Origin of the sequence: Dissulfuribacter thermophilus (assembly GCF_001687335.1) — a bacterium.
GTDB classification, from domain to species: domain Bacteria; phylum Desulfobacterota; class Dissulfuribacteria; order Dissulfuribacterales; family Dissulfuribacteraceae; genus Dissulfuribacter; species Dissulfuribacter thermophilus.
Map to the genome: position 1 here is coordinate 45,580 of NZ_MAGO01000007.1, position 12,370 is coordinate 57,949.

10 protein-coding genes and 1 pseudogene are annotated in these 12,370 nt (G+C 44.5%); 7 read left to right on the top strand and 4 right to left on the bottom strand.

Features of this window, described 5'->3' with window-relative positions:
- The first annotated feature begins 5 nt into the window (after nucleotides 1–5).
- On the top strand, nucleotides 6–4,088 hold the full coding sequence (gene rpoC / locus DBT_RS07080) for a DNA-directed RNA polymerase subunit beta' (RefSeq protein ID WP_067618366.1): 4,083 nt from the start codon (nucleotides 6–8) through the stop codon (nucleotides 4,086–4,088).
- Nucleotides 4,069–4,788: a class I SAM-dependent methyltransferase gene (locus tag DBT_RS07085; RefSeq protein ID WP_067618369.1), complete on the top strand. Its 720-nt coding sequence runs from the start codon at nucleotides 4,069–4,071 to the stop codon at nucleotides 4,786–4,788. The genes rpoC and DBT_RS07085 overlap by 20 nt, the downstream gene beginning before the upstream one ends.
- Here DBT_RS07085 and DBT_RS07090 read toward each other — a convergent pair.
- The 3 genes from DBT_RS07090 to DBT_RS07100 are packed head-to-tail and all read right to left on the bottom strand — an operon-like array spanning nucleotide 4,785 to nucleotide 6,715.
- A complete protein-coding gene (locus DBT_RS07090) occupies nucleotides 4,785–5,306 on the bottom strand; it encodes a hypothetical protein (protein ID WP_141674244.1) in 522 nt (173 codons plus the stop codon). The genes DBT_RS07085 and DBT_RS07090 overlap by 4 nt on opposite strands.
- Nucleotides 5,221–6,129 (bottom strand): NOL1/NOP2/sun family putative RNA methylase, encoded by a 909-nt coding sequence (locus DBT_RS07095; protein ID WP_067618375.1) that lies wholly within the window; start codon nucleotides 6,127–6,129, stop codon nucleotides 5,221–5,223. Before DBT_RS07095 ends, DBT_RS07090 begins: the two co-directional genes overlap by 86 nt.
- Nucleotides 6,122–6,715: a TetR/AcrR family transcriptional regulator gene (locus DBT_RS07100; protein ID WP_067618378.1), complete on the bottom strand. Its 594-nt coding sequence runs from the start codon at nucleotides 6,713–6,715 to the stop codon at nucleotides 6,122–6,124. The genes DBT_RS07095 and DBT_RS07100 overlap by 8 nt, the downstream gene beginning before the upstream one ends.
- A 424-nt stretch (nucleotides 6,716–7,139) precedes the next feature.
- On the opposite strand from DBT_RS07100, the gene DBT_RS07105 reads away from it, so the two are divergent.
- The 5 genes and pseudogenes from DBT_RS07105 to DBT_RS12875 all read left to right on the top strand — a co-directional run bounded on the left by DBT_RS07105 (nucleotide 7,140) and on the right by DBT_RS12875 (nucleotide 11,980).
- Entirely contained in the window at nucleotides 7,140–8,075 is a 936-nt protein-coding gene (locus tag DBT_RS07105) for a magnesium transporter CorA family protein (protein WP_067618381.1), read from the top strand.
- 16 nt (nucleotides 8,076–8,091) lie between these two features.
- Entirely contained in the window at nucleotides 8,092–9,852 is a 1,761-nt protein-coding gene (locus DBT_RS07110; protein WP_067618383.1) for a hypothetical protein, read from the top strand.
- Entirely contained in the window at nucleotides 9,849–10,817 is a 969-nt protein-coding gene (locus tag DBT_RS07115) for a PhoH family protein (protein WP_279614869.1), read from the top strand. Before DBT_RS07110 ends, DBT_RS07115 begins: the two co-directional genes overlap by 4 nt.
- 47 nt (nucleotides 10,818–10,864) lie before the next feature.
- A pseudogene (gene ybeY / locus DBT_RS12870) lies at nucleotides 10,865–11,224 on the top strand (rRNA maturation RNase YbeY); the annotation flags it as partial.
- A gap of 27 nt (nucleotides 11,225–11,251) precedes the next feature.
- On the top strand, nucleotides 11,252–11,980 hold the full coding sequence (locus tag DBT_RS12875; protein ID WP_067618749.1) for a pyridoxine 5'-phosphate synthase: 729 nt from the start codon (nucleotides 11,252–11,254) through the stop codon (nucleotides 11,978–11,980).
- A gap of 62 nt (nucleotides 11,981–12,042) precedes the next feature.
- On the opposite strand, the gene DBT_RS12095 is transcribed toward DBT_RS12875, so the two are convergent.
- Nucleotides 12,043–12,207, bottom strand: coding sequence for a hypothetical protein (locus DBT_RS12095; RefSeq protein ID WP_153304056.1), 165 nt, complete (start codon nucleotides 12,205–12,207; stop codon nucleotides 12,043–12,045).
- Between the last annotated feature and the right edge of the window lie 163 nt (nucleotides 12,208–12,370).

The window sequence follows — 12,370 nt, forward strand, 5'->3', positions numbered from 1 at the left end:
ATATTATGGAAAATGTCTTTTCCTTCTTTATGAAACCCAAAGATCCTTTGAGCTTTAAAGCTGTTAGGATTGGGATTGCATCTCCTGAAAAGATACTGCAGTGGTCTCACGGTGAGGTCAAGCAGCCTGAGACCATAAACTATAGGACCTTTAAGCCAGAGAGAGATGGTCTTTTTTGCGCCAAGATCTTTGGCCCGGTCAAGGATTATGAGTGCCTGTGCGGAAAGTATAAACGCATGAAGCACAGGGGTGTTATATGCGAAAAGTGTGGAGTTGAAGTTATACAATCAAAGGTAAGAAGGGAGCGTATGGGGCATATTACCCTAGCTGCTCCTGTTGCCCATATATGGTATCTGAAGAGCCTTCCGAGCAAGATCGGGTCTCTCTTAGACCTCAGCATGAAGGAGTTAGAAAGGGTTCTATACTTCGAATCCCACATTGTCATCGCATCTGAAATGCCTGAGATACCAGTAGGGACCCTTATGAGCGATGAGGCCTACCAGAAAAACCTCGAGCAATTTGGTCCTAAATTCGAGGTTGGAATGGGGGCTGAGGCCATAAGATACCTCTTGAGCCAGTTGGATCTCGATAAATTGTCTCAGGAACTCAGGCAAGAGATGCTAGAGACCCGTTCAGAGGCCAAGAGGAAAAAGTTAGGCAAAAGGCTTCGTATAGTAGAGGCCTTCCGGGATTCTGGAAATAAGCCAGAGTGGATGATATTAAACGTAATTCCGGTACTACCTCCGGATCTCAGGCCTCTCGTTCCTCTTGATGGGGGGCGGTTTGCTACATCCGATCTAAACGATCTTTATAGGCGTGTCATCAACAGAAACAACAGGTTAAAACGCCTAAAGGATCTAGACGCCCCAGATATCATCATCAGAAATGAGAAGAGGATGCTCCAGGAGGCAGTTGATGTCCTCTTTGACAATGGAAGAAGGGGGCGAGTCGTAACTGGTCCGAACAAGAGGCCTCTTAAGAGTCTCTCAGACATGATCAAAGGGAAGCAGGGAAGATTCCGTCAGAACCTGCTTGGTAAGCGCGTTGACTACTCAGGCCGTTCTGTCATTGTTGTAGGACCTGAATTAAAGCTCCATGAGTGCGGTCTTCCCAAGAGGATGGCTTTGGAGCTCTTTAAGCCGTTTATATACAACAAACTTGAGGAGAAGGGGCTAGTTACCACTATTAAGAGCGCTAAAAAGCTTGTGGAAAAAGAGGTCCCAGAGGTGTGGGATGCTCTAGACGAAGTTGTACGTGAATATCCAGTTCTACTCAATCGCGCCCCCACCCTTCACAGGCTTGGAATTCAGGCATTTGAGCCAGTGTTAATAGAAGGGAAGGCCATTCAGCTCCATCCATTGGTCTGCGTCGCCTACAATGCAGACTTCGACGGAGACCAGATGGCTGTCCACGTGCCCCTTTCTGTGGAAGCACAGACCGAGGCAAGGGTGCTTATGATGAGCACCAACAATGTGCTTTCACCTGCCCATGGCGAACCGATCATCGTGGCGACCCAGGATATCGTCCTTGGCATATACTATATGACAAGGGACAGGATTAATGTCCCTGGAGAGGGCAAGGTCTTTGCCAACAGAGACGAAGTAATTATGGCCTGGGCTACAGGGGCCGTTCATCTTCAGGCAAAGATCAAGGCAAGAATTGACGGGAAAGTTTGGGATACCACAGTCGGTAGAGTGATTCTCTCTGATTTTCTCCCAGAAGAGGTCCCATTCGAGGCTGTAAATAAGACAATGCGGAAGAAGGATATCGCTAAGCTCATTGATATCAGCTTCAGGAAGGCAGGGGCCAAAAAGACTGTAATTCTTGCAGATAGGTTAAAAAACCTTGGATATCGCTTTGCAACTCATGCTGGTATCTCCATTGGAATTAACCACATGGTGATCCCAGTTAACAAGGAAGAGATCCTTGAGAAGGCCCAGAAAGAGGTCACTGAGGTCTATAAACAGTACGCAGAGGGTCTCATCACTGCTGGTGAGCGCTACAATAAGGTCGTCGACATCTGGACCAGGGCAACTGATGAGGTTGCCAAGCAGATGATGGACGAGATCTCCGTTGAATATCACAGGACCCCAGATGGTAAACTGGTTGAGACTCCGAGTTTTAACCCCATATTCATCATGGCAGATTCAGGGGCAAGGGGTTCAAAGGATCAGATACGTCAGCTTGCTGGTATGCGCGGCCTTATGGCAAAGCCATCTGGCGAGATCATCGAGACCCCAATTAAGAGTAATTTCAGGGAAGGTCTTGATGTGCTTGAATACTTTATCTCGACTCACGGAGCCCGAAAAGGACTTGCAGACACAGCCCTCAAGACAGCAAACTCTGGTTATCTCACTAGAAGGCTTGTTGACGTATCACAAGATTCCACAATAACAATGGAAGACTGTGGTACTATTGACGGCATTGAGATGGAACACCTGATTGAAGGTGGAGAGATTATCCAGCCTCTCGGAGAGAGGATTTTGGGTAGGGTTGCCCTTTTGGATATCATCGACCCTGTTACTGGAGAAGTCCTTGTAAAGGCCAATGAAGAGATAACAGAAGATGGCGTAAAGCGTATTGAAGAGGCCGGTATTACAAAGGTAGAAATACGTTCTCCGCTTACGTGTAGGGCTCCGTTTGGAATATGCGCCAAGTGCTACGGCCGCGACCTGTCAAGGGGTAAGATGGTTGCCCTTGGTGAGGCAGTTGGAATCATTGCTGCTGAGTCAGTGGGTGAGCCTGGTACCCAGCTTACCATGAGGACCTTCCACATTGGTGGTACTGCAAGTGGTAAGGTAGAGCAGGCAGAGATCAGGTGTCGAGGCAAGGGGGTTGTAAAGTTTGAGCGTCTGAATACGGTTAGAAATCCCCATGGACGCCTCGTGGTCATAAATAGAAATGGAGAGATAGTAATTGTTGCACCCGATGGTCGCGAGCGTGAACGCTATCCAGTTATATATGGTGCAGAACTCCTTGTTGAAGAAGGTACTGAGGTTGAACCAGGTCAGAAACTCGCAGAATGGGATCCATTCACCATTCCAATTCTCACCGAGGTGGCTGGAAGGGTAAAATTTGGTGATGTCATCGAAGGTGAGACCATGCAGGAGAAGGTGGACCCTGTCACAGGTAAGGCCAGCAGGGTCATTATCCAGTACAAGGCCACTGAATATAGGCCTAGAATCTCCATCAAAGACGAGAGAGGAAGGACACTGAAACTTCCCTCAGGCCGAGGTGAAGCCCGTTATATACTTCCAATAGGCGCAATTATTGGTGTTAATGAGGGAGATTACGTAGAAGCAGGTGTGGCCCTTGCAAAGATTCCAAGGGAGACCACCAAGACCAAAGATATTACTGGTGGTCTTCCAAGGGTTGCAGAGCTCTTTGAGGTTAGAAAGCCGAAGGAATACGCAATCATCACAGAGATTGATGGCGTAGTCTCTTTTGGTAAGGATCTCAAGGGGAAACGCCGTGTTATCATTACACCTGAATATGGTGAACCTAAAGAATATCTCATCCCCAGGGGTAAACACATAAATGTCCATGAAGGCGACTATGTGCGGGCAGGGGAACCCTTGATGGACGGTGTAATCAATCCCCATGACCTGTTGAGAGTAAAAGGACTTAAAGCCCTTGCCCGTTACCTCGTGGATGAAATCCAGCAGGTCTATAGGCTCCAGGGAGTCAAGATCAATGACAAGCACTTTGAAGTCATTGTTCGCCAGATGGTCAAGAAGGTAAAGATCACAAGCGTTGGTGATAGTTCCTTCATGCTCGGTGAACAGGTGGAACGCCAGCGTTTTGAAGAGGAAAACGAAAGGCTCCTCCAAGAGGGCAAACAACCTGCTACGGCTGAACCATTACTGTTGGGTATTACAAGGGCCTCTCTCACTACCGACAGTTTTATATCTGCTGCCTCGTTCCAGGAGACTACCAAGGTCTTGACCGAGGCATCTATTGCTGGAAAGGTGGATTACCTTAGAGGTCTCAAGGAAAACGTCATTATGGGAAGACTTATCCCAGCTGGTACAGGGCGGGTCTTTTACGATATGCAGGAGAAGAAGCGTCGTGCCAAAAGAAAAGCATAAAAAGAGACCTGCTGAGGTCCAAATACCTCAGCGGGTCGCATCAATATACGCAAGGCTTAAAAACCGTTATTCTGCAGGCTTTGAACCAATAGAGGTCAGGGGGGTCACCTTTAATATCCTGGCCCCCCAGGACCTTGAGCCATTTGTGGCTGGAAAGGACATTTTTAAAGAGGCTTCAGAGTTTCCTTTCTGGGTAAAGATTTGGGAGGCATCTGTTATCCTTGCCCATTTCATGGCCTCTTTGCCACCTGTCCCTGGCCAAAAGATCCTAGAACTGGGTGCAGGCCTTGGGGTGACTGGGCTTGTAGCATCACATTTTGGCCATAATGTATTACTTACCGACTACGAAGACGAAGTGATGGATTTCCCAAGGATTTCCGCCGCAGTGAATGATTGTAAGACCTGTTCATTTGACACTCTCGATTGGTTAGATCCAAAAGACCTTGGCAAATTCGATGTGATTATTGGTTCAGAGATCTTATTTCACCAAAAATTCTTCGATCCTCTTCTTTCAATCTTTGATAAGTACCTGAAACCTGAAGGCATAATTTACATGGCTCACGATTCTAGGAGACAGAGTCTCGGAGCATTTTTACCATTATGTGAGAAGAATTTTTCTGTTGGGGTAAAAAAGATAGATATGAAAAGCAATGATGAGAATTTTTCTATCATCCTCACACGTCTGGCGAGAAAGGGCTAAAGTGAGTCAATAATTTTTTTGACGGAATTTGATAGGTAAGAAATCAGTCTTGTGCCCTCTTTTACAAGGCCTATGCCCCAGAATGCATCATGGCCACGCAATATGTGGAAACCGTCTCTTAGCTTTACGTCGAGGCTAATTTCCCCGAGACTAGCTAGGTCTTTTAGTTGATTCAAATGCAGGTTCAGCACATTTTGGGTGGCAAAGATTCCAAAGTTTTGGACGAATTCAGTGGTGGGTTTTAAATGCCTTCCAAGTATCCTCACAGCTGGAAGGCCTGCATTTTGGATCTTTAAGTCCTTGATGAGCCCTATTTTTTCATTGCCTCTGAGAATGTAATATGTCCTAGAGGTTTTAAAGAATAGATAGGGGATGAATATGGCGGGGGCCATGCCAAAGGATTTTTCAAGATAGTCAAGGATCTCTTTTTTTTCATCTTGGTTTAAATATTTTGGCCACGAAGAATCCCACTGACTGGATTTGATGTGGATAAAAGCGTCTTGTGTTTGCGCAGTCATTGTGAAAGCTCCTGTCCTTAAATTCTGTCAAACCGGGTCCTGAAGAAACGGGAGGGTTCCAAGAAAGTACCTTTGCCTTCCTCTTTTTTAAGAGATAAGTCACCACGTCTTCGTTTTCCAATGGATTTAATGTACACGTTGAATAGACAAGTATGCCACCTGGTTTGAGAGTATCGTAGGCCCTGACTATGAGGCCTTTTTGAATAGCAGGAAGGTTAGTTTTTCCTTTGGCCTTAAAGAGGATGTTACCGCTCGAATCTAACCTGTATTTACCCTCTCCAGAACAGGGGGCGTCGAGAAGGACCTTGTCGAATTTGGGATGAGGAGGAAATTGCTCGCCACTTATGGATGTAACTACTATAGAGGTTATGCCCAAACGTTTGATATTGGATGTTAGGGATGATAGCCTTCCCAGATTTCTATCGTTTGCTACGATGAGGGCTGTGTCTCCTGTAAGTTGAGCTATGTAAGTTGTTTTGCCTCCAGGGGCTGCACACATGTCAAGGATAAGCTCTTTGGGCCTGGGAGCCAAACACATCACTGGAAGGGCAGAGGAAAGGGCCTGGGGATAGAATAGGCCCAATTTATAGGAAAAAGCATGTCCTAATCCCTTTTCCCATTGAGCTCTATAAAAGAAAGGTACTTTTTCAATGGGTTTTATAAAAATACCTTCTTTTTCTATTGCCTTTACAATGAGGTGTTCAGGGGTCTTAAGGGTATTGACGCGTATATATGGCGGCAGCGGGCTTCTTAAGCTTTCAATTAAGACCTTTTTTTCAGGTATAAAATCGTAGTCTGGAAAGGGATCTACTATGTTAGGCATCCTCTTTGGCTACAATCCCTTCGAGGAAGAATTTACTAATTTGACGAGCCGCAGTGTTGACGCTGTACTTTTTTTTGCTGGAAAGTACCCAGAACCTGCTCATTTCATCAAGGGCCCCAAAAAATGCCCTTTTGAAAATGCCTGGCATCACATCAGAGCGGAATATCCCTTGGGCCTGGCCCTGTTTTACTATTTGCGAGATAATGTTGAGGTATTCTGCAAACTTCTTGTTTCTATATTCTTTCATAAATTTACTACTTTGCCTCAACTCCACCTGGATTACCTCAGCTAGGTCCCTATTTTCTTCTACCAGACTAAGATGTATCTGGGCAAAGCGAAAGAGTTTTTCCCTTGGATCTTCAATCCTGGCCATTTCTTGCTTTACCTTGGCAATAATTTTGCCAATTTCTTCTTCGAAAATAGTTATGAGGATGTCGTACTTGTTGTTGAAATATAGGTAAATCGTACCATCTGCTACATTGGCCTCTTTAGCAATCTCGGCGATTTTTGAGTTGTAGAAGCCATTTTGTGCAAAAACCCTTATGGCAGCCTGGACGATCTTTTCGTGCTTATCAGCAATCTTCATACTTTGGATCTGTCCTTTCCCTAAAAAGGGTGATGATAGAAAATATTTCAGTTTAACTATATGAATGTATATTCATTCACTACCGTGGTTGTCAAGAGAATTTGTTAAATTGCGTTTTAATATCCTTTTTTATTGCCTTTAACAGGCCCTCTTGTTATAAACACAGTGGGTAAGCGCTCACGGGGTACTCCATTTATTTTGTTGCCAGGAGATTACCCTTTTTGTCCCGTATATGGGCCAATTTCGAGAGCTTACAGATGGGGACTTGCACAAATCGAGCATAGCTTAACCCTAGAAGCGCTTACAACAAACGATATGCAAGACCCTGTAACTGCTTATATCTCTGGAAATTGTAGTTGATAGGCTGTATTTTTTCCAGGGATTAGTTAAAATCGTGGCGAGTTTTTTGAATGGAGGGGCCTTTGTGCTTCAAATACTCAAACAAAATGGAAGAGTAATCGAACAGTGTGAAGACCTTGATGAGGGCTGCTGGATCAATTTAGTTGCTCCCACTGAGGAGGAGTTAAAAGAGGTGCAAAACAGGCTCCCAGTCCTCCCTGAATTTTTGAGTTATCCTCTGGACGAAGAGGAGACGTCTAGGATTGAAAGAGAGGAAGATCAGGTACTGATTATCATTAAGATCCCAGATCCTCGCCATGAAGGGGATTTCGTAAGGTATGAGACAATCCCTCTAGGGATCATATTGATTGAGGGGATCATAATAACTGTCTGCCTTAAGGAAACAGTACTCCTGGATGACCTTTTTTCTGGTAGGAGTGCCCTAAGCGGCCTATTATGTGATCCTGCAAGATTCATTTTTCATATCTTTTTGAAGGCGGCAGCCCTTTTTTTGAGACATCTGCGAATGATAGACAGATTAACCAGTGAATACGAAAAAGAACTTCACAGGTCCCTTAGGAACCAGGAACTCGTAAAACTCCTGAATCTAGAAAAGAGCTTGGTCTATTTTAATACCAGTCTTAGGGCAAATGACCTTGTTATGGCAAGGCTTCAAAGTGGCAGGTATATACCCATCACCGAAGAGAATGAGGATATCCTTGAGGACGCTTTGATTGAGAATCAGCAGGCCATTGAGATGGCAAAGATATATAGTGACATCTTAAGTGGCATGATGGACGCCTATGCCTCGGTTATTTCAAACAATCTCAATATTGTCATGAAATTTCTCACCTCTGTGACAATTATTTTGAGTTTACCAACCCTGGTGGCCAGTGTTTACGGCATGAATGTTGCCTTACCGTTCCAGGATTCTCCCCATGCCTTTGCGATAATAATGGGTTTTTCACTTGTGCTTTCAGGGCTCGTTGTTTTTATTTTCATTAGGAAAAAGATGCTTTAGGGTTTTAATCGGTAAAATGGGGCATAGGGGGCAACAACAAGTTTTAAAAGATAAAACTTCAAAAGACCCAGAAAAAGATGCCTGGATAGCCAATTTTTATACTGAAAATCACCTTGCATGGGAACTTTTTTCAGAAGTTGCAAGCCCTGAACAATTAAAATTTATGGTCTATTTGGGAGATGAAGTATACTATTATCCCTGTTCAGACGAGGTCTTTTCAGCAATAATGGAAAAGAAGGGAAAAGATCTTCTCCCCGTCCTTTATTTCAAGGTCTGGGAGGAGATTGAACCACTCATAGAAAAGGCCATAGATGACAGCTACAAGAAGAAATTCCTATTGAATCTATTGAGGATCAAGTTTAGACATGAGACTGCTACACAAGTGGTCCTCCCATCGCGACTTGAGAAGCGACTTTTACAGATATTTACACGGGTTGCATCTGTAGAACGTCCACTTGCCATAGAAAAAGAGAAAAAAAATCAGAACTGTAAAAGGGCAATTTCTTCAAAGGCATTTATTGAGGCACTAAACGATCCGTCTCCCATCAAAGATTTGGAGTGTTCGTCTCTTGATAGACTCCAAGAAGAGATAATTTTTTTGAAGCTTAAGAGGCTCCTATCCCTTACTTCTCATCCGGAAATATGGGAGGAAGAAAGGGAATTTTCAAAAGAAGAATTCTTACAGATGATGAATGGTTCAATTACAGGAGATGGCCTAGAGTGGTTCATGTCTGTTGCAAGTAGGTGGTTAGGCAGAGATCGCCGGCACTATGTCCTATGGACTGGGCTTTCGGCTGGGCAGTGCATCATAGACCTTGAGATAATCCGTCTCCTTATTCACATGGGCATCAAGATAATCATTGCCACTAAAAATGCCTTTTATTTTGACGCAATTACCATGGATGATGCCCTTGAAGACCAGGTGTTATTGGAATATTTCAAAAATGCTCTCTACATAACAAACCATCAGATTTCAAAGAAGGAGCTTATCGAAAAGTTAAAGAGTGATTACATGTTGTTTATAATTTCCGATGGCACCCAGGAGCGTTTTAATCCGCTTCTTACGTCAGTCACTTTTGCAAGGGCCTTTAAGGAGTCAGATGTTGTGGTCTGCAGAAGTCCAAGGGACATGGAATGTATTCACGATTCTCACTTTCAATTTACTCGTGACGTATTAAGCATTGTGGCCCAAGAGGATGGAGTGGTATCTATGAATTTAAGGCCTCACCATCCCAATGCAGTACGTTTCTCAGAAAGAGATCTAGCAGAAAAGGCAGAGGCTCTCATTTATCACTTAAAGATGCAAAAGAGGCGGGGCAAGACCATAATGTTTTACAGTGCCATTGTAGGAAGTATTCCAAATCAGATGGAGACTGCAAAGGAAGTCCTCAAGGTATTTGTGGATTATCTTAGAAGTAAACAAGAGGATGTGCTTGTTATTAATCCGGCAGAGCATTTTGAACCTGGTATGGATGCAGATGACATAATGTATATGTGGGAGATTGTACAGCGAAGTGGCCTGATTGATATCTGGCGATTTCAGACAGTGGAAGATATAGAAAAGGCCTTTGAACTCATGGGAAAAAAGGTCCCGCCAGAGTGGGTGGGAAAGGATGCAACATATAGTACTGGTTGTACTAAGGAAATGCAAATTGCCATTGAGGTCCAGAAAGAACACCCGGAGATGCAGATAATTGGTCCTCCGTGGCAAAAATTCCTGAGAAGAAAGGAATATGGAGTTGGAAAACTTTATGACAGGGTATTGGATGAAAAATGATGGAACAATCTGAAGAAAAGATCCTTTTAGAGTCAAATGAAGTTGCCCAGGGCGTAATTGGTGAACATGGGGCAAATCTCAAGGCAATTGAAGATGGTTTAAAGATAGAATGCCATTTGTTTGGAAATGAGTTGACCCTTTCAGGGGATCAAATTGGAGTAGAGCTTGCCAAAAAGCTCATCAACCAACTAGAAAAATTGGTCAAAGAGGGTATGCAACCCTATGAGGCAGATGTTAAGCAGGCCATTCGCATCTTAAAAGAGGATCCGAAAAGGAATTTGAAAAAGGTCTTTTTGGATAGCCTATCCATAAAGAGTGGCAGGCGCACAATTTATCCCAAAAATCTTTCTCAGAAGCTCTATATAGATGCAATCAGACAAAACGACATTGTATTCGGAATAGGCCCTGCTGGTACAGGAAAGACATATCTTGCTATGGCAATGGCCATATCTGCAATTTTAAAGGGAGAGGTGCAGAGGATCATACTAACGAGGCCGGCGGTTGAGGCAGGTGAGCGCTTGGGATTTCTTCCAGGTGACCTTGCAGAAAAGGTCAATCCCTATCTTCGTCCCCTCTACGATGCTCTATATGATATGCTACCTTTTGATAAAATCACGAGACTCACAGAGCATGGAGCCATAGAGGTGGCACCTCTTGCATTTATGAGGGGGAGGACTCTCAACGAGGCCTTTATTATCCTAGACGAGGCCCAAAATACTACAAGTGAACAGATGAAAATGTTCCTAACCCGCCTAGGTTATAGTTCAAAGGCCGTGATTACAGGCGATGTTACCCAGATCGACCTTCCCCATAAGGAGCAATCTGGCCTCTTACAGGCCATGAGGATCCTTGATGGAATAGACGGGATCCAGATAATCAACTTCTCAAAATTTGACGTTGTGAGGCATAAACTCGTAATGGAGATCATACGTGCCTATGAACGTTTGGAAAAAGGAGATGGGTGATAATGCCTGTTTTGGTTTCTTTTAAGGGCCTTGCTCCACATCCAGGAATGAGGATTTTCATAGAAAGGCTAGGACAAAGGCTTCTGAGGAAAAGTGGACTAATAGATCGAGAATTAAGCGTTCTCTTAGTGAGTGACCCCGTAATAGAAGAGATCAATGCCCAGTGGTTTGGCCGCAAGTCTCCTACTAACTGTATATCTTTCCCACAAGAAGGTGGCCCTCTATCCCTTCTTGGAGATATAGTTATAAGCATTGATACAGCACGAAAAGAGGCTGAAGCATCTGGCAGACGCCTTTCAAACCGCCTTATGGAGTTATTGGTTCATGGTTTTTCTCATCTTTTGGGATATGATCACGAGCTTGGGCCTATTCAGGAAAGGGAACAACTGGAGCATGAGAGGGGTCTCATTAATGCACTATTAAAGGAGGCGATTATGGCGGAACTGTGTGTAAACGTAGATCATGTTGCAACAATAAGACAGGCAAGAGGCGGAGACGAACCTGATCCCGTTGTTGCAGCAAATATTGTTGAGCTGGCAGGTGCAGACGGAGTAGTTGTGCACCTTAGAGAGGATAGACGTCATATCCAGGATAGAGATCTTAGGCTGATAAGGCAGATCGTCTCTACGCGTCTCACCCTAGAGATGGCCGCTACAGAAGAAATGCTCAGAATCGCGGAAGAGGTAAGGCCAGATGTTGTTACTCTAGTGCCTGAAAGGAGAGAGGAAATTACCACAGAAGGTGGTCTTGATGTGGTGGGACTTGAAGACAAGATAAGAACCGCGGTGCAGAGATTAAATGATGCCGGCATTCCAGTAACTCTTTTCGTAGATCCAGAAGAGGCACAGATAGAGGCGACCTCAAGGGTAGGGGCGCAAGCTATTGAGATACACACTGGAAGATATGCCGAGGCAAAGACCGAAGAGGAAATAGATAGAGAGTTTGAATCAATAGTACGTTCTGCACGTATAGGTGCAGATCTAGGACTAAAGGTAAATGTGGGCCATGGCCTAAACTACAAGAATGTGGTGCGCCTAACTGCTATCCCAGAGATTGAAGAGTTTAGCATTGGACACTCCATAATTTCAAGGGCTGTTATGGTAGGGCTTGAAAGGGCAGTCAGGGATATGATTGCCCTCATTAAGCAGGGATTTTTAGTGTGACCTAAATCCTGCACGGCAAAAGAGGACAAAAATGAATTTTGAACGATTATATAAGGGATTATCTAATATTTGGTTTTTCCTTTTCGCCTCTCACGCCTCGAATCTTGGGCAAACTCGCCAATTGCAGGATTTAGGTGTGATAGTAAAAAGTTGCATGACGCAGCATCTACTGCGTTGTCGAGGGATCTATGTACAGGAAGTACGCCTTCGCCCTCGCCGCCTTGCATCTACAGCATCCTGCAAGCGTTTACCGGACGGGGATTCCTGGCAATTAAGCCGAAAAGCCTCCTGTGATGGGTTCCGATGGCCGGTGGTTGCATATCTTTTGTTTGCGTCAGCCAACAGATCCTCACAGGTGGTGACAGACAAGTGTCCTAGCATCGGCGTATC